Genomic DNA, 16,275 nt, shown 5'->3' with positions numbered 1-16,275 from the left:
GTCGCTACGAACTGGCTAGATTCATTGAGACTGCTTCTGCGCCAGTTGTCTCAGTCAATCAGTCCACTTACGCGGAGTGGTGGCGAAGTTGCTTGCGACAGGACAATCAGCCTCCCCTCGACCAGTAGCCCCCAGCTTTCGGGTTTGGGGCTCTGTCGTCGGCTCCGACACCCGGCCTCATCTCCTTGGGAGCAGTCACTTCGGTTGAGATATGACAAACCCCATACCCCGGGCCCCATGGGCCAACTCCCCGTCATATACAAGCATCTCCCGCAGGCCTGCATCCATTGCTGAATAAAGGTGGATGGCATCTGCACTCCGAAGTTCTGATCTGCCCTGTCCGGCTCTCATCAGAATCCCGTCGTGGATCGACAGCAAGCTGACTCGGTCAAGCACCGCTCGAACCAGCTCACCGTCGATGCGCTGCCGCCAGGCGGCGCAATGCAGCTCCGTGCAGAGCAGGCGAGATGAGACTAGCCGCGGGCTGCTGTGGTGAATCCACTTCGCCAAGGCATCGCTTTCTGGCTCCTCGACCACAAGTTTCATCGCGGCCGAGGTGTCGAGGTAAACGTCGGTCACCGGTCGCCCCTCAGATCAGCCAGGATCTCCGAGGTTTTGAGCCCTTTTGCCCTATGCAGTCCCCTGAAGTCAGCTGGCCCTTTCGCCGGCTCAAGAAGCCCGGCCTCCTCCAGCTCCTGAACCCGAGAGCGCGGCTTCGGGGGGCTGACGACCGCCACCACCTTGCCGTTGTTGGTCACCTCGAAGGTCTCCCCCGCTGCAACCCGGCGAAGAATCTCGCTGCTGTTGTTGCGCAGTTCTCGGTGTGGGATTATCGACATGTAGCAAGCGTAGCACGTTGGGCGGCAGGGTCACCGGACCATGAGGACGATCACCGCCAGCAGGACAATCAGGTCTCCAAGCGTTCAAGCCCGAACGTCAGCCGACGCCGTGGTTGTGGGCAACCCTTGTTCAATCCATGCCTCAACCCCGCCGATCACATCCGTGGCGTTGGTCAGACCCATTTGGCGCAGATTCCACGCCGCCAACGACGACGAATATCCGTGTCGACACAGCAAGATGTAGCGCTGCTCCCAACTGACAGCTTCAGGGATACGCCACTCGAACGCGGGATCCAAACGCCACGGCAAAATCGTCAGATCCACGACCAGAGCCCCGGGAATCTCCACCGAATCTGCCCGGTGAGCCGGTGTCCGTACATCAATGAGCACCGCTCCCCTGGCTTGTTCAGCCAAGGCTTGGCAAGGTCGCAAACGCCGCAGATCAGCCCTGGCCTGCGCCAGCAAACCCATACATCCGATTGGCTCATCCGTCATGACGGCAGGCTAGCCGTTGCTGGCCGCAAAGTGGTTGACGCGGGGATAGTGACGACGCTCCGACTGAGACAAGCCACCCATTGAGCACTATGCTGAACTTGTTCAGTGAACACGTTCGACGATGGGGAGGTTCGATGCCCAACTTGCGTGAAGAGATGCGGCAGGTCACTCGGACGCGCGTCCTTGAAGAAGCGGGCCGGTTGTTCGAGCAGCGCGGATTCGGCGCAACGACCATTCGGGATATCGCTCAGGCGAGCGAGGTAAGTGTGGGCACCGTAATGGCTGTAGGAGACAAGACTGCGCTGCTTGTGCAGGTCTTCGACGGGTTGATCATGACCGAGCACGATGCCCGAGCAGCGGCGTCGAGCAGCGATGCCGCTGGTGACTCCGATTGCGTCGACCGAATTCTGCGACTTGTGGGGCCGTTCGTGACGATGTTCACCGATCATCAGGATCTTGCGAGGGCCTACGCGTCGGCAGTTGTCTCGGGGACTCATCCGTCAACGCTGTTCACAACCCTTGCAGCTCGTTTGGTGGAAGAGATCCGTGTCGTGGTTGACGAGTCCTGTCCCTGTGTCGGGGAACGCGCTTCGGCGATTGCAAGAGCTGCCTACTTCTCTTACGTCGGCACACTCATGTCCTGGTCAGCTCACCCCGACGCCGATCCGACGGCATTGACTGTCAGCCTCCGTTCGACGTTCACCACGATTTGCATCACGAAGGGTTGATCACCATGATTCTTGTTCCTCACGCCTGGTGGTTGCCGGCCGTGCTCGCGTTGGCGCTTCTGCTCGATGTAGTAGCATCCCTTCGCCCCCCCCGAAATTCATCCGCGATTGCCTTGACGGGGTCGGGTTCCCCCGCGAGTGGTGGTGGACCCTGATCGTGATCAAGACCACCGCAGCCGTGGGGCTACTGGCCGGAATCTGGATTCCAGGTGTCGCATTTGCCGCCAACACAGGGGTGATCATCTACTTCGTGAGCGCTGCCGTGGCGCACTTCCGAGCGCGTTTCACCGGTCAGGCGTTCTGGATGAACTGCCTCGGGATGCTCGCCCTCTCGCTCGCCGTACAGGTGCTTTCGTATGTCATCTGAAAGCCGAGCCGACCGATATCAACGAGTCCACCACACCGCTTGCCGACCGCACTTAGCAGTTCGGCGCCCGAACCGGATACATCAACCTTCACTCCGCAGTTGATGGGTATTCACCAGTCGCACTCACCGAAGCTCCCTCGGATAAGAAGGCACTCGCCGCGGTCGAGATCTGAAACCTCCATTACAGCCACCACCGGCCTTGCGAGGACAACCTCCCGTATCCGCACCTTTAGCGCCAGAACGTCACGGCCTCCTGTAACTGGCTGTTTATAGACGCTGGAACCAGCACGCTCAGCAGCCAGCCAGATGGCGCCGGTAGGCGTCCTCTGCAGACTGCGCGAAAGGTACGAACAGCACTTCCCGCACGGTGGCCCCAACTTCATCAGTCATGCCTTGCACCGCATCAACAGCAATACGGGTGGCCTCCTCCATGGGCCACCCGTAAACACCAGCGGAGATCGCAGGAAATGCAACGGTAGTGGCGCCCAGGCCAGCAGCAATGCGCAATGACTCCCGGTAACAGGAGGCCAGCAGCTCCGAACAGTCCTCGCCAGTCGAGTAGATCGGCCCCACAGTGTGAATCACCCAGCGCGCGGGCAACTCGCCCGCCGTCGTCGCCACAGCCTGGCCCGTAGGCAAGCCATCTGGAAAGGTGAACCGGCGTAGCTGCTGACAAGCGGCCAGAATGTCGGGCCCGCCGGCCCGGTGAATGGCACCATCCACTCCCCCGCCACCCATCAATGTGGAATTGGCGGCGTTGACCACAGCATCCACGTCCACTTGCGTGATGTCCCCGAGTTGAATGCGCATATCCATGGGCTCAGCGTAGGACCATCTTTTCTACAGGGACCGTCAATCCAAGAAGTGCCGGAGCAGCTGTGTGAACTCTTCCGGCTTCTGGGAATGCACCCAGTGCCCCGCGCCCTTGACCGTGACCTTTCGGACTTGCGGAAAAAGGTTCTTCATGGCTGGCCGGTATTCGTCCTGGACATACCGGGATTCGCTGCCGGCCACCCAGGTCACGGGACGGTCGTAGGTGGTGTGGAACTCCGGGAAACCACCGATGGTGTCCAGACTCTCGTAGAGCAGGTCAAGGTTCGGCTGCCACCCAAAGTGACCATCCTTGAAGCGCAGATTTTGCATCAGAAATCCACGGACCGTGGGATTCGGGATGGGCTCAGCCAGTTGCTCGTCCACTTCTGCACGATTGGCCACGGCTTCAAGGTCCACTGACCGCAAGCTGCCCAACAGATGTGGAAACTCACCACCACTGTTCCAACTGGGCACCGGGGAAATGTCCACCACCATGAGCTTGATGATCCGCTGCGGGGTTGTCAGCGCCATGGTCATGGCTACCTTGCCACCCATGGAATGCCCGACCAGATAGTAGGGCTGCTCCCCCAGCTCAGCATCCACGGCATCCGATACTTCCCGCGCCATGGACACATAGTCAATGGAATCCGTCCAGGAGGATGAACCGTGGTTGGGCAGGTCAACCAGCAGCACAGTGCATTCCTGCGCGAGCTCTTTGGCGAACCGGGAAAAATTCTTGCCCCGGCCCATCAACCCGTGAAGGAAGACCACATTCTTGGGTCCATCACCCACTCTCTGAAGGTGAATTGAGCTGCCCGTGCGTTCATCCGTCATGAAACCAGGCTATTGCACCGACCCACCCGAATTCAGCGCACACCGCCAGTCAGAGTGCCCTCAAACTGACTGTCCGCTGACCTCCGCCAAGCTGCGATCGGCAAACCACGCCGTGACGGCTGCAAAAGTGGCGTCGGGCGCTTCCAGGTGCGGAAAGTGACCGGCGTTACCGATCACAATGAGTTGGCTGGTAGTGGCCCGCGCATGACGCCCGGGCAGGAGGTGAGGCGGAATCGCGGCGTCGTTCTTACCCATGATGCACAGTACAGACTGTCCGGTGTGTTCTGTGGTGGCGGCAGCGGAAGGCAAATCCAAAAGGTTCAGGGGGTGCGGCATGGAGTGGGTATACATGTCACGCACGCGCTGCGCGTGGTGGGCCGGCATGTGATTCCCAGGTGACCAGCGACGCCACAGGTGCGGGAGCGCTGCAAACTCATTCCTCCGAATTTGCTCCTGCCCCCATCGCCCGGTCCGGCGCAAAGCAAGATGACGCATGGACCATGCCAGCCCTGGGTGTCGCAACAGTAGACCCCGCACAACGGGCGGCTCAGGAGAACCAAGCAAAACGGTTGGTCCGATCCTAGGAGATTCCGGTGTTCCGTCAATTGGGGTTATTTGCAGCTCATCATCCCCGGCAAGTTCCTGATCTGCCGGAGTCACACCGACCCGATCCTGGACCAAGGCCTGATGCACAATCCATGCACCCTCGCCGTGGCCAACCAGACGGACCGCTTGATCGGGTGAGAGCTCACGGGCCAACGCCCGGACATCCGCTGCGTGATCCTGAATGGACATGCCTCCAGTCATGGGTGACGGCACGTGGCCACGCAAGTAAGGCGCCACCGTCACATAGCCATGTCCGGCCAGGTGCCGACCCAGCTGATCAAAAGATGCTGGATGATCGGCGAACCCGTGGACGGCAATCACAATCTGGCCACCCGGATTGCCCACAGCTCGAACCGCGAATCGCCCGCGGTAGGTGTCCACGTGAACATCGGTCACGGCGTACTCCACGGACAGACCTCCCCCATCTCATCGCCACCCCACTGAAGCCCTATTCAACCGTATGGCCTTGCATGAGCCGCGCAGGTTGGCGTCCCCAGATCAGGGAGGAATGTCACCGAACCATTGCAGGAATTGGGGCAATCTCACGAATGCCTACCGAAGATTGATTACATCCAAGCCTCAGCGCGGACACGGCCTCCACGATCGAGAGTTTGTCATTCTCGACCCCTGGACCAAAGTCCAGGGACGCACCCCGAAAGCCAACCCAATTGCATTGACCACAGAGGGAATTACACTCTGATTTTTCAAGCCACTTGAAGCATGCGCGGCAGAGTACTTCCCCGAATTTTAGCGTGTGACGTGTCAATCAAAACATGCGCATTCACGTGCATACACCTATCCCCCTTTATGGGTTTACCGTCACATCACCTCCACCAACTCGCTATTCTGATCGTGTTCTGACTAGTCACAACGTCCTTCAACTGAAAGGGGTGTCCAGGCGGCACGCCGGTGACAACTGGGCCCGTCACCACATAGATCGCCAGATGCCCCACCACCACAGCATGTGGGTGATCACTTCACCCGGAAAGGACCCAGCATGAGAACCCTCAATAAAATCGGAGTTGCCATTGCTGCGGCTGCACTTACGTTGACAGCATCACCTGCGGCGTCAGCTCAGCAAACCGGTTCCAATGAATCCGAGCAGAAACCAAGCTGGCAACAATTCAAATCAGACACATTCCGTGATTCAGACGGTCAATACATTGTGGACGGGGACATTCCTGTTGCAGACACCGGATCCCTGTTCACGTTCTACGAGTCGCTACCCGCTGGCCCTGTAGCGCCTGAGACCGGCGGCACCGGAGACCTGATAGCAAATACGGATGTCTACGGGAACGCAACGCTGTGGCCGGCCACCCAGGCCCGCAATCTCACCTACTGCGTGTCCAACACCTTTGGTGCTCGCAAGGCCTCCGTGGTCAACGCGATGCAGAGCGGCGGCACCATGTGGGAAAACGCCACCTCCGGCGTCGACTTCCGCTACGTGCCCTCCCAGGACGGCAATTGCACCACCAGCAACAACAATGTGGTGTTCTCGGTGGAGCCAACATCGTCCACCGGTTACATTGCCCGCGCGTTTTTCCCCAACAGCCCCAAATCTGCGCGAAACGTGCTGGTGACCAACCAGTTCTACTCGTCAGGCTGGCAGCAGGAAGCCATCATGGCCCATGAACTGGGCCACGTCCTTGGATTCCGCCACGAACACACGCGCCCAGAAGCCGGAACATGTTTTGAGGACAACAACTGGACCCCGCTGACACCCTACGATTCGGTGTCGATCATGCACTACCCACAGTGCAACGGTGGTTCGGCCAACCTCAGTTTCTCGGCCTACGACCGCAGCGGGGTGCAACGCGCCTACGGTCAGTGACCCATCAGCGCTAGGCCAGTGACGCACCGGTGCTGACTCAAGGACGCACCAGAACTAGCACCGCAGCGTTGGCGCCAAAGCCGGGCCGTGGTGGTCAGCCAGTCAGACTGAGCTGACCACCACGGCCCCGGCCGTCAACGGCGTAGCATCAAGCGGGTGATGTCCCAACCCACCACCTCCGAATCACCAACCCAACCGGACCCCAATCGCGGAAGAATCCTGGCAATTCTTTTGGCCTCACTGTTCATGGCACTCATGGCGGTGAGCATTGTCAATGTCACCCTTCCTTCAATTCAGCAGGGACTTGGAGCAACAGACACCGGTCTGCAGTGGATCCTGTCCGGCTACGCCCTGTCATTCGGCATTGTGCTGGTGGCAGCGGGGCGCGCCGGAGACCTCCTGGGGCGGGAACGCATCTTTTTCATGGGCATCACGCTCTTCACTGTGGCCTCATTAGCCGCAGCATTGGCGCCATCCATCATCTGGCTCAATATCGCCCGCGTGGTCATGGGGGTAGCTTCTGGGCTGATCAATCCGCAGGTGGCCGGGCTGATTCAACAGCACTATCGAGGCGTTGAGCGTGCCCGCGCCTTTGCCTCCTTCGGTGCCGTGGTGGGCGTGGCAGTAGCCGTGGGGCCAGTCATTGGCGGCTTCTTGCTTGGTATGTTCCCCGTGGACATCGGGTGGCGGACAACATTGGGCATCAACGTACCGGTGGGAGCAACCATCATGGTGCTGGCCTGGCGCTGGATGGATCTGCGCGCCAAACGCCCGTGGGAACGTGACCTTGACGTGGATCCGGTGGGCGCCGCATTGTTGGGGACCTCCGTACTCACCATCATGCTGCCGTTCATGCTGGCTTCGGATCACCCGGTGGCGTGGATACTGCTGCCCACGGGCCTTCTCCTGGCCTGGATTTGGGTGATGTGGGAGCGGCGTTACCAAGCACGTGGTCACCACCCCATGGTGGATCTGAGCCTGTTCAAGATCCGCAGTTACACCCTGGGTTCGCTCATGATCGGCGTGTACTTCATGGCAGCCACCTCTACTTGGGTGATCCAGGCCCAACTGGTGCAACAGGGATTCCAAGAGTCCGCTTTGACTGCCAGCCTCCTGAGCCTTCCCGCAGCGGTGCTCACTGCCGTCTCCGCACAAATTGGCGGACGCTTGGTGGTGCGTTTTGGCCGGTGGACCGTTGTCATGGGCCTACTCATCATGCTGGCCGGACTGACCACCACGGTGATCATGACCCCGCTGATTTCCAACCAGACCGTACCGCTGTGGATTCTGGCTGTGACCATGGCCCCCATTGGCATTGGCGGTGGGCTGGTGACCAGCCCCAACCAGACACTGACCCTCAGAGAAGTACCGGTGTCACAGGGTGGTACAGCAGCGGCCATCACCCAGACGGGCCAGCGCATTGGCACCGCAGTGGGCACTGCGGGTATGACCGGGATCTACTTCCACCTCTTGCCCGCCGGTGCCCATGTGGCAGCTGACACCACCTACACCCTGATCGGTGTGGTCTTGATTTTTGCCCTGATCATCGCCCTGGTGGATGCCATTGGCACTCGCAGACGGCAGCAGAATTCACGGCTTTAGAACCGAGGGGTGACAGAGCAGCTCAGGATTCGGTGGAGGCTTGACCAAGACCTGCGATCAGGGTTTTCAGGTCTCCCACCGGGATCTGGCCGGGTGCAGAAGCCCGCCCCGTGGTACCGAACGTGGCAGCCGATCCGAACAGGTGACCGGCACAGCGAGAAATGGCGCCCGCACCCGCCATGGACATGGTGATCAGCGGCACGCCCGCAGTCTGTGCCTGGCGTGCCGTGGCCGCCAACAAAGTGGCAACATCCTCAGCGTCTTGCGGCATCACGGCCACCTTGGCCACCGCAGCTCCCATGGTTTCCTGCTGGCTGAGAATGGCACAGATCTCCTCCAACGGCGGTGTGGCTTGGAAATTGTGGAAACTGGCCACCGTGGGAACGCCATGGGCGCGGGCCGTATCAAAAAGGCCCTGTGCACCTTCGCGGCGGTGTTCAATGTCCACCGCATCGGCACCGACCTGCGTGATCACCTCTTCCAGCAAAGCACCGTAATGCGAGTCGCTTGGTCCCAGACCGCCTTCAGCCACTGTCCGAACCGTGAACAGTACGGGCGTCACCTCTGTGATCGGACGCAACTGGCTCATGACATCCGCAACATCGCGCGCGCCGACGGCAGCTGCCTCAGCTGCCCTGGCCGCCAACCAATGATCAGCCCGCCATTCAATGACATCCGCGCCAACCTCCACAGCGGCACGGGCTTCAGCCACCAGGTCGTCCACGGATTCACCGACCAACGGCACGATGATGGCCGGATTCTCAGCGCTTAAGGTCAGACCCGCAATCTGCAATGAAGCTGGCATGAGGTGCACTCAGCCCAGCGCCGCGACGGCGTCGTCGTAATTGGGTTCCTCCGTGATTTCCGGAACCAGCTGCGTGTGGATGACGCGACCGTCCGCGTCCACAACCACGACGGCGCGTGCCAGCAAGCCCTCCAACGGCCCATCCACCATGCTCACGCCCCAGTCCTGACCAAAAGTGGATCGGAAGCTGGAGGCCACCACAACGTTGTCAATTCCCTCCGCTCCGCAGAATCGCTCCTGAGCAAAGGGAAGGTCTGCGGAAACACACAGCACGGTGGTGTCCTCCAGGCCGGCAGCGAGTTCATTGAACCGCCGGACAGAGGCCGCGCACACGCCAGTGTCCAGGCTCGGAAAAATATTGAGCACAACGCGGCGCCCGGCAAAGTCTTGTGAGGTCACCTCAGAGAGATCGGAGCCCACCAAGCTGTACGACGGCGCAGTGGAACCTTGCGTGGGCAGCTGACCAACGGTGTGTACGGGATTGTCCTGAAATGCAGTCTCCATGTGTCCACCCTATCCACGAATGAAGTGATGCCGACCACTGACGTAAAATTAGTGGCAGAACAGCAGAAGCCCTGGATTGGCTGAGAGCCTCAGAGGTTCACTGACCAGCAAGATCGTCACGATCACCGCTCCGAGGACGGGGCCGAAAGGAAAATTCATGATCCCCGAACCCCTGCCCCAAGCCACGGGAGAAAAACTGCCCGTCAAGAATGTGCGCGGCGCCGTGGTCCTGTGGGTCCTGATAGATGTCCTGTTGATCTGTGTGTTTGCCGCCGTGGGCCGCGCCGCTCACGGCGAGAGCGCACTGGGTTTCCTGGACACCGCATGGCCCTTCCTGGCCGCAGCGGCAGTTGGTTGGGTGGGAATCGCCATGGCTGGGCGTCCCGGAATCTCCATCCAAGGTGGCCTGCTGTTGTGGCTGGTCACGGTGGTGGGCGGCATGACCATGCGGACTGTGTCCGGGGAAAGCGTTGAGCCATCATTCATTGTGGTGGCCGCCAGCGTTCTCCTCATCTTTTTGGTGGGATGGCGTGCGATTGCGTGGCTCATCTTGCGGCGCCGTGCCCCCAAGACTTCCACCACCACCTGAACTGATCGGCACGCTCTGCCTGAGCATCACCCCACCCGCATCTGGCCCCCGCAGAATTCGCCCGCCCACAACTGGCCACCTGAAAACTGGACTGAAGGAAAACCGCATGCTGACTGCCATTGTCATGATCCGCACCGACCCGCAACGCATCCCGGAGGTGGCGCAGGAAATCTCAGAGTTGAAAGGTGTATCTGAGGTTTACTCCGTGACCGGCGACTGGGATCTGATTGCCATGGTCCGCGTGCAACAACACGATGATCTGGCGGTGGTCATCGCAGATCGACTGTCAAAGGTTGAAGGTGTAGTAGAGACTGTGACTCAGATTGCCTTCCGGATGTACAGCAAGCTGGATCTGGACGATGCTTTCTCCCTGGGGATGGACTGACCCTCAGTTGTCGCCACGTGAATGCTGAACCCAGTCATTGAGCACCTGCGCCGCCGCTCCGGTGTCGACCGAGTCGGCCGCCCGAGCCACTGCTGTCTCAAACCGTTCGGCAAACGGTTCAGTGGCCTCTTCATCGAGTGCCACCAGGGCGGCACCAGCATTCAGGAGAACGGCGTCACGCACGGGCCCCTTCTCCCCCGCCAGGACCCGCCGTGCCACAGCCGCGTTGTACTGTGCGTCCTGGCCACGTAGATCCTCAACGGTTGCACGCGCCATCCCAAGATCCACAGGGTCGAGCACGTACTCAGTGATCTCTGAATCGCGCACTTCCCAGATTTCCGATCTCCCGGTGACGGTCAGTTCATCCAGGCCGTCCTCACCGCGGAACACCAACGCGCGATCACCACGGTCACGGAACACCCCTGCCATCATGGGCGCCAGCTTCCGGTCTGCCACACCAATGGCAGAGGCCGTCACGCGGGCCGGATTGGTGATGGGGCCCAGCACGTTGAACGCCGTGGAGACGCCCAATTGCTTACGCGTTGCCGCTGCGTACTTCATGGACGGGTGGAAGGTTTGCGCAAAACAAAAGGTGATCCCCACATGTTCTGCGCAGGAGGCCACCATTTCCACGGGCATGTCCAGCTGAACGCCCAGGGCCTCCAGACAGTCAGCGGAGCCAGATTTGGAGGAGGAGGCCCTGTTGCCGTGCTTGACCACCTTTGCGCCGGCACCTGCTGCCACCAACGCGGCCATGGTGGAGATGTTCACGGAACGAAGGCGGTCACCGCCCGTACCCACAATGTCCACAGCCGGACCCGGGACATGAATCTCCCGAGCGTGGGAGACCATGGCGTCCGCCAGCCCCCGCAGCTCCCCCACGGTCTCCCCCTTGGCTCGCAGAGCCACCAGAAACCCAGCCAGAACGACGTCGGACACCTCACCAGACATGACTGCATCCATGGCCGCGTAGGTCTGTTGAGTCGTCAGTTCTTGACCGGCCATGAGGTCGGTGATCATCTGTGACCAGTCAAGGGCGGTGGCTTGGGCAACGGATGGATACAACTGGGATGGATCTGTGGAAGTCACGGTGGCAACTCTATCCGGGACCCATCTGCTGCCAGAAGTTGCCATGGAGGACACAGCCGCGCAACACCTCAAATGCCCTGATTTTCAGGGGTTTACCACTGCGGATGCGGTGAAGTCAGAGGCAATTCAGAGCATGTTCCACCCGCAAACCGCAGCTGCCACTCAGAACTTAGATGCCGTCACGGGGTGTCTCGGTTGGTTCGGGGGACGGTTTGGCGACATAATGTCGTTCGTGACGACAGCAACCCATGCCCCAGCAGCGCGGCAGCCCGCCCCGGCCATCAATCGCCCGAACCTCACCGCGGTGGGGACGATCGTGTGGTTGGCCTCCGAGCTCATGTTCTTTGCGGGTCTGTTCGCCATGTACTTCACCCTCCGCGCCACCCAGCCTGAGCTGTGGACAGAGGAGGCGGCCAAGCTCAACATTCCCTTGGCGTTCGCCAACACCACCGTCCTGGTGCTCTCCTCCGTGACCTGCCAGTTCGGTGTTTTCGCAGCTGAGCGACTCCAGCCGCGCCGCACCGGCAGCATCTTCCAGGTGGCCAAGTGGGGCATGATCGAGTGGTTCATCCTGACGTTCTTCATGGGTGCCGTGTTCGTGTCCGTGCAGACTTTTGAGTACGCAGAGCTGGTGTCCCACGGCATCACCATTGCCGCCAATGCTTACGGTTCCGCGTTCTACATCACCACGGGCTTCCACGCTTTGCACGTGACCGCCGGACTGGTGGCCTTCCTGATCATCATTGGGCGCGCCTACCTGGCCAAGCGGTTCGGTCATTTCGAGGCCACATCAGCGATCGTGGTCTCCTACTACTGGCACTTTGTGGATGTCATCTGGATCGCGTTGTTCATCATCGTGTACTTCCTGCGATGACCACTCACCAGCTCCGTCCCGCTCCGCTCAACTCTTAAGGATCTTCTGACGTGAAGGCTCTCTCCCAGAAGCGCCGCCACCCGCTGGCCCTGCTCGCGCTGCTCCTGTGCGCCCTGCTCCTGACCGGTGGTCTCTACGCTGTCGCCACCACCACCAACCAGGCTCAGGCTGCGGACAGTTACACCGCGGCTGAAGTTGATGAGGGCTCCAAGCTGTTCATCGCCAACTGCTCCACCTGCCACGGGATGAACGCCGAAGGTTCCGATGCCGGCCCGTCCTTGGTGGGCGTTGGGGCTGCTTCCGTGGACTTCCAGGTAGGCACTGGCCGTATGCCCATGCAGATGCAGGGCCCGCAGGCTCAGGTCAAGCCTCCGCAGTTCACGGATGAACAGACCCGCCAGCTGGCTGCTTACGTTGCCTCCTTGGGTGCCGGCCCCGCTGTTCCGGACGATGAATACCTGGACGTCACCCAGGGAGATGCCGCCAACGGCGCCAAGGTGTTCCTGGCCAACTGCGCCATGTGCCACAACGCTGCCGGTGCCGGCGGTGCTCTGACCCGCGGCAAGTTCGCCCCGTCCTTGATGGGTGTGGAGGAAGCACACATCTATGAAGCCATGCAGACCGGTCCGCAGAACATGCCGGTCTTCAACGATGCCAACATCACGCCGGAAGAAAAGCGCGATGTGATCACCTACCTGAAGACGATCGACAACAACACCGATCCCGGCGGATTCGGGCTGGGCTCCCTGGGCCCGGTTTCTGAGGGCCTGTTCATCTGGACCATCGGTCTGTTGATCATCATCAGCTTTGCTGTCTGGTTGACCTCACGGTCGGCCTGATCAAACGCAAGATTCCGGTTCATCCGGCAACCAAGCACCACATTTCACACTAGACAAGAAGAAGAGGGACCACATGGCTGACCACCGTGACGGCCTTCCCCAGGGAAAGAAGGGGAACGTGCTGGACCGCAACGCGGCTACGCCGGACACCTTCCAAGACCCGGGTCTGCCTCCGCACCGCCCCCGCACCACTGACGTCAATCCGGCAGCTGCCAAGCGCGCCGAACGTCAGGTGGCGCTGTTGTTCGCCGTCTCGATCATCGGCTCAATTCTCTTCTTCCTCGGGTACTACGGTGTCCGGGTTGAAGGAGACATTTACTCGGTGACCGACCCCAGCGTCACCTCCACGCTGCGCCTCCAGAACCTCTTGCTGGGTGGCGGCATTGCCCTGGGCATGCTCGGTATCGGTGTTGGTGTGGTGCATTGGGCCCGTACTCTGATGCCGGACCACGAGCTGGTGGAGGAGCGCCATGACCTGGTCTCCGAAGATCAGCGCGCTGAGGCAGAACAGATCATGGACACCATCCTGGACGAGTCCGGGATCAAGCGTCGTCCCCTGATCCGCAACACCCTGATCGGTGCTGCCGTCTTGGCTCCCCTGCCGTTCGTGGGGCTGTTGCGTGATCTTGGTCCGCTCAATCTCACTCCTCTGCGCCACACCCTGTGGGAAGAAGGTGTCCGCCTGGTCCGCGACCCTTCCGGAACGCCTATCAAGGCTTCCGATGTCACTCTGGGCTCCACCTTCCACGTTCTGCCGGAAAACCTGTCCGGTTTGAGCCACGACGACGGCTACCTGGATGAGAAGGCCAAAGCCGTGGTGCTGCTCATGCGCTTGGATCCGGACACCGTGAACGTGAGCCCCGATCGTGAAGACTGGAATGTGGATGGGATTTTTGCCTACTCCAAGGTCTGCACCCACGTTGGATGCCCCATTGCGCTGTACGAGCAGCACACCCACCACTTGCTCTGCCCGTGCCACCAGTCCACCTTTGACCTGGCCAACGAGTGTGAAGTGATCTTTGGCCCGGCATCACGCCCCCTTCCCCAGTTGCCCATTCGCGTGGATGATGAGGGTTACCTGGTGGCCCAGGCTGACTTCCCGGAGCCCGTTGGCCCCACCTATTCGCAGCGTCCCATCGCTGTTCGTGAGATGGAAGAGGAGAACGGTAACTGATGGCTACCTCCACCGCTACCTCCACCCACGGCACGTCCGCTGAGTATCAGGCCGACACCAACGTGGGTAAGATCGCCAACTTCGTGGACACCCGCGTGGGCCTGTCCCCCATGATCAAAGAGTTCGGCCGCAAAATCTTCCCCGACCACTGGTCATTCATGTTCGGTGAAGTCGCTCTCTACTGCTTCATCATCCTGCTGCTCTCCGGCACCTTCCTGGCCTTCTGGTTCGACCCCACCATGGCCACCACCGAATACACCGGCAACTACGTCCCCATGCAAGGCGTGGAAATGTCAGCCGCCTACGCCTCCACCCTGCACATCTCCTTCGACATCCGCGGCGGATTGTTCCTACGCCAACTCCACCACTGGGCAGCCCTGCTGTTCTCCGTGGCGATCATGGTCCACATGGCCCGGATCTTCTTCACCGGCGCTTTCCGCCGCCCCCGTGAACTCAACTGGGTGGTCGGCTGCCTGCTGTTCGTCATGGCCCTGGTCGCAGGGTTCTCCGGCTACTCCCTACCCGACGACGTCCTCTCCGGCAACGGCCTACGCATTGCCGACGGCATGGCCAAGTCCATCCCGCTGGTTGGTGCCTACATCTCCATGTTGCTATTTGGGGGCGAATTCCCCGGTCAGGACATTATTGGAAGGCTCTACATCGTGCATGTGTTCATTGTGCCGGTGATCATCCTGGCGTTGATCGTGGTGCACCTGTTCATGGTGGTGGTGCACAAACACACCCAGTTCCCAGGCCCCGGTCGAACCGAGAACAACGTGGTCGGATTCCCCGTGGGCCCGGTGTATGCGGCCAAGGCCGGTGGGTTCTTCTTCATCGTCTTCGGTGTCCTGGCCGCCATCGCCTCGATCGTGCAGATCAACGCGATCTGGAACTACGGCCCCTACGATCCCTCCCCCGTCCAAGCCGGCTCCCAACCCGACTGGTACATCGGTTTCGCCGATGGTGCGTTACGACTCATGCCCGGAAACACCCCGTTCCGATGGGAAGTGGGCCTTTGGAACATGAGCCTTCCTCTGAGTCTGCTCATTCCCATGGTGGGACTCACCCTGATGATTCTTGGACTCTTCCTGTGGCCGTGGGTTGAGCGGTGGGTGACCAAGGACAACCGGGTGCACAACATCCTGGACCGTCCCCGCAACGCCCCCACCCGCACCGGTTTGGGTGTGGCCGCCATGGTGTACTACGGCGTGTTGATGATCGCAGCCACCGGTGACTTGATTGCCACGCATTTCCACGTGGCGGTCAACGATGTCATCTACCTGCTGCGGTTCCTGTTCTTCTTCGGCCCGATCATCGCGTTCATCATCACCCGGCGTATCTGCTTGGCCCTGCAACGCAAAGACCGCGAGATCGTGCTCCACGGCCGTGAAACCGGTCGCGTGCAGCAACTACCCCACGGTGAGTTCATCGAGGTGCACGAGCCCCTGGACGAGTACCGGCGCTACAGCCTGGTGGCTTTCGAGGACCGGCGCGTTCACCCCGCCCAGGAAAACGCCAAGGGCAAGGTCAGCGGCCCGGAGAAACTACGTGGACGCCTCTCCCGGTTCTTCTTTGAAGACCGCGTGGCGCCCGTGACCCCCGCTGAACTGGAAGCAGCACACCACCAACACACCCACGATGTTGACGAGCTGGAATCTGCTGGAAGTTCCTCCAACCACTGAGGTGGTGAAGCAGACGGCCCACTGAAAGGGGGTCCAGGTACGGCATTGGCCGCACCTGGACCCCCTTTCCCATGAGTCGCACGCGTTCCATGAGTCCCTGATCAGTTCACATGCCCCGCAGGTTCACGGGTTATACGCCCCAAAAAGTGTGTAAATCCCGGGCCTGTTATGGGCGCCAGCGTCCTGCCCAGTCGTGTTGGAAGCGGTTGCCGTCTTCGG

General features: G+C 60.6%; 19 protein-coding genes and 1 pseudogene. 11 read left to right on the top strand and 9 right to left on the bottom strand.

What is annotated here, in order from left to right:
- Window positions 1-195: 195 nt before the first annotated feature.
- From Q4G32_RS12945 to Q4G32_RS12935, 3 genes are all read right to left on the bottom strand, one after another.
- Window positions 196-579 carry a type II toxin-antitoxin system VapC family toxin gene (locus tag Q4G32_RS12945; protein ID WP_303351996.1) on the bottom strand — a complete coding sequence of 128 codons (384 nt, stop codon included), beginning with the start codon at window positions 577-579 and terminating at the stop codon, window positions 196-198.
- A complete protein-coding gene (locus Q4G32_RS12940) occupies window positions 576-839 on the bottom strand; it encodes a type II toxin-antitoxin system Phd/YefM family antitoxin (RefSeq protein WP_303351994.1) in 264 nt (87 codons plus the stop codon). Before Q4G32_RS12940 ends, Q4G32_RS12945 begins: the two co-directional genes overlap by 4 nt.
- Window positions 840-923: 84 nt before the next feature.
- A complete protein-coding gene (locus Q4G32_RS12935; RefSeq protein WP_303351992.1) occupies window positions 924-1,334 on the bottom strand; it encodes a rhodanese-like domain-containing protein in 411 nt (136 codons plus the stop codon).
- A 134-nt stretch (window positions 1,335-1,468) separates the two neighbouring features.
- Here Q4G32_RS12935 and Q4G32_RS12930 point away from each other — a divergent pair, with 134 nt between their 5' ends.
- From Q4G32_RS12930 to Q4G32_RS12920, 3 genes and pseudogenes are all read left to right on the top strand, one after another.
- Window positions 1,469-2,062 (top strand): TetR/AcrR family transcriptional regulator, encoded by a 594-nt coding sequence (locus tag Q4G32_RS12930; protein ID WP_303351990.1) that lies wholly within the window; start codon window positions 1,469-1,471, stop codon window positions 2,060-2,062.
- 28 nt (window positions 2,063-2,090) lie between these two features.
- Window positions 2,091-2,429: a DoxX family protein gene (locus Q4G32_RS14010; protein WP_368660401.1), complete on the top strand. Its 339-nt coding sequence runs from the start codon at window positions 2,091-2,093 to the stop codon at window positions 2,427-2,429.
- A 62-nt stretch (window positions 2,430-2,491) separates the two neighbouring features.
- Window positions 2,492-2,593 (top strand): annotated as a pseudogene (locus Q4G32_RS12920) (IS481 family transposase); the annotation flags it as partial.
- Between the two features lie 127 nt (window positions 2,594-2,720).
- On the opposite strand, the gene Q4G32_RS12915 reads toward Q4G32_RS12920, so the two are convergent.
- From Q4G32_RS12915 to Q4G32_RS12905, 3 genes are read right to left on the bottom strand one after another with little or no spacing between them, the layout of a single operon-like run.
- Window positions 2,721-3,245: an O-acetyl-ADP-ribose deacetylase gene (locus tag Q4G32_RS12915; RefSeq protein ID WP_303351988.1), complete on the bottom strand. Its 525-nt coding sequence runs from the start codon at window positions 3,243-3,245 to the stop codon at window positions 2,721-2,723.
- A gap of 36 nt (window positions 3,246-3,281) precedes the next feature.
- Entirely contained in the window at window positions 3,282-4,076 is a 795-nt protein-coding gene (locus Q4G32_RS12910; RefSeq protein WP_303351987.1) for an alpha/beta fold hydrolase, read from the bottom strand.
- Between the two features lie 60 nt (window positions 4,077-4,136).
- Window positions 4,137-5,090 (bottom strand): alpha/beta fold hydrolase, encoded by a 954-nt coding sequence (locus tag Q4G32_RS12905; RefSeq protein WP_303351985.1) that lies wholly within the window; start codon window positions 5,088-5,090, stop codon window positions 4,137-4,139.
- 589 nt (window positions 5,091-5,679) lie between these two features.
- Here Q4G32_RS12905 and Q4G32_RS12900 point away from each other — a divergent pair.
- Both Q4G32_RS12900 and Q4G32_RS12895 read left to right on the top strand, forming a co-directional pair.
- Window positions 5,680-6,513, top strand: coding sequence for a M57 family metalloprotease (locus Q4G32_RS12900; RefSeq protein WP_303351983.1), 834 nt, complete (start codon window positions 5,680-5,682; stop codon window positions 6,511-6,513).
- Window positions 6,514-6,672: 159 nt separating this feature from the next.
- The gene (locus tag Q4G32_RS12895) at window positions 6,673-8,115 is read left to right on the top strand and encodes an MFS transporter (RefSeq protein WP_303351981.1); all 1,443 of its coding nucleotides are present in this window, start codon (window positions 6,673-6,675) and stop codon (window positions 8,113-8,115) included.
- 22 nt (window positions 8,116-8,137) lie between these two features.
- Here Q4G32_RS12895 and aroD read toward each other — a convergent pair whose 3' ends face one another.
- Both aroD and tpx read right to left on the bottom strand, forming a co-directional pair.
- Window positions 8,138-8,920: a type I 3-dehydroquinate dehydratase gene (aroD, locus tag Q4G32_RS12890; protein WP_303351979.1), complete on the bottom strand. Its 783-nt coding sequence runs from the start codon at window positions 8,918-8,920 to the stop codon at window positions 8,138-8,140.
- Window positions 8,921-8,929: 9 nt separating this feature from the next.
- On the bottom strand, window positions 8,930-9,424 hold the full coding sequence (gene tpx, locus Q4G32_RS12885) for a thiol peroxidase (RefSeq protein ID WP_303351978.1): 495 nt from the start codon (window positions 9,422-9,424) through the stop codon (window positions 8,930-8,932).
- 157 nt (window positions 9,425-9,581) lie between these two features.
- Between tpx and Q4G32_RS12880 the strand changes: the two genes are divergently transcribed.
- A complete protein-coding gene (locus Q4G32_RS12880) occupies window positions 9,582-10,013 on the top strand; it encodes a DUF3054 domain-containing protein (RefSeq protein ID WP_303351977.1) in 432 nt (143 codons plus the stop codon).
- Between the two features lie 106 nt (window positions 10,014-10,119).
- On the top strand, window positions 10,120-10,398 hold the full coding sequence (locus tag Q4G32_RS12875) for an Lrp/AsnC family transcriptional regulator (protein WP_303351975.1): 279 nt from the start codon (window positions 10,120-10,122) through the stop codon (window positions 10,396-10,398).
- Window positions 10,399-10,401: 3 nt separating this feature from the next.
- Here Q4G32_RS12875 and trpD read toward each other — a convergent pair whose 3' ends face one another.
- Window positions 10,402-11,418 carry an anthranilate phosphoribosyltransferase gene (gene trpD, locus Q4G32_RS12870; protein WP_303352095.1) on the bottom strand — a complete coding sequence of 339 codons (1,017 nt, stop codon included), beginning with the start codon at window positions 11,416-11,418 and terminating at the stop codon, window positions 10,402-10,404.
- A 301-nt stretch (window positions 11,419-11,719) separates the two neighbouring features.
- On the opposite strand from trpD, the gene ctaE reads away from it, so the two are divergent.
- The 4 genes from ctaE (at window position 11,720) to qcrB (ending at window position 16,056) form a co-directional block, all read left to right on the top strand.
- Window positions 11,720-12,361 (top strand): aa3-type cytochrome oxidase subunit III, encoded by a 642-nt coding sequence (ctaE, locus tag Q4G32_RS12865; RefSeq protein WP_303351973.1) that lies wholly within the window; start codon window positions 11,720-11,722, stop codon window positions 12,359-12,361.
- A 50-nt stretch (window positions 12,362-12,411) separates the two neighbouring features.
- Window positions 12,412-13,200, top strand: coding sequence for a cytochrome bc1 complex diheme cytochrome c subunit (gene qcrC / locus Q4G32_RS12860; protein ID WP_303351972.1), 789 nt, complete (start codon window positions 12,412-12,414; stop codon window positions 13,198-13,200).
- 73 nt (window positions 13,201-13,273) lie between these two features.
- Entirely contained in the window at window positions 13,274-14,374 is a 1,101-nt protein-coding gene (gene qcrA, locus Q4G32_RS12855) for a cytochrome bc1 complex Rieske iron-sulfur subunit (protein ID WP_303351971.1), read from the top strand.
- Window positions 14,374-16,056, top strand: a complete 1,683-nt coding sequence (qcrB, locus tag Q4G32_RS12850; protein ID WP_303351970.1) for a cytochrome bc1 complex cytochrome b subunit — start codon at window positions 14,374-14,376, stop codon at window positions 16,054-16,056. The genes qcrA and qcrB overlap by 1 nt, the downstream gene beginning before the upstream one ends.
- Window positions 16,057-16,275: the final 219 nt, after the last annotated feature.

Source organism: Kocuria sp. (genome assembly GCF_030538595.1).
Lineage (GTDB): Bacteria > Actinomycetota > Actinomycetes > Actinomycetales > Micrococcaceae > Kocuria.
Note: the sequence above shows the minus strand (reverse complement) of the source record. Positions and strands in the feature narration are given on the sequence as shown.

Excerpts from the sequence above, each read along its gene's own strand:
- Q4G32_RS12930 (WP_303351990.1), top strand. The coding sequence starts at position 1,469 with ATGCCCAACTTGCGTGAAGAGATGCGGCAGGTCACTCGGACGCGCGTC.
- trpD (WP_303352095.1), bottom strand. The coding sequence starts at position 11,418 with ATGATCACCGACCTCATGGCCGGTCAAGAACTGACGACTCAACAGACC.
- qcrB (WP_303351970.1), top strand. The coding sequence starts at position 14,374 with ATGGCTACCTCCACCGCTACCTCCACCCACGGCACGTCCGCTGAGTAT.
- Q4G32_RS12940 (WP_303351994.1), bottom strand. The coding sequence starts at position 839 with ATGTCGATAATCCCACACCGAGAACTGCGCAACAACAGCAGCGAGATT.
- Q4G32_RS12900 (WP_303351983.1), top strand. The coding sequence starts at position 5,680 with ATGAGAACCCTCAATAAAATCGGAGTTGCCATTGCTGCGGCTGCACTT.
- qcrA (WP_303351971.1), top strand. The coding sequence starts at position 13,274 with ATGGCTGACCACCGTGACGGCCTTCCCCAGGGAAAGAAGGGGAACGTG.
- Q4G32_RS12915 (WP_303351988.1), bottom strand. The coding sequence starts at position 3,245 with ATGGATATGCGCATTCAACTCGGGGACATCACGCAAGTGGACGTGGAT.
- Q4G32_RS12880 (WP_303351977.1), top strand. The coding sequence starts at position 9,582 with ATGATCCCCGAACCCCTGCCCCAAGCCACGGGAGAAAAACTGCCCGTC.
- Q4G32_RS12935 (WP_303351992.1), bottom strand. The coding sequence starts at position 1,334 with ATGACGGATGAGCCAATCGGATGTATGGGTTTGCTGGCGCAGGCCAGG.
- Q4G32_RS12910 (WP_303351987.1), bottom strand. The coding sequence starts at position 4,076 with ATGACGGATGAACGCACGGGCAGCTCAATTCACCTTCAGAGAGTGGGT.
- Q4G32_RS12895 (WP_303351981.1), top strand. The coding sequence starts at position 6,673 with ATGTCCCAACCCACCACCTCCGAATCACCAACCCAACCGGACCCCAAT.
- Q4G32_RS12875 (WP_303351975.1), top strand. The coding sequence starts at position 10,120 with ATGCTGACTGCCATTGTCATGATCCGCACCGACCCGCAACGCATCCCG.
- tpx (WP_303351978.1), bottom strand. The coding sequence starts at position 9,424 with ATGGAGACTGCATTTCAGGACAATCCCGTACACACCGTTGGTCAGCTG.
- aroD (WP_303351979.1), bottom strand. The coding sequence starts at position 8,920 with ATGCCAGCTTCATTGCAGATTGCGGGTCTGACCTTAAGCGCTGAGAAT.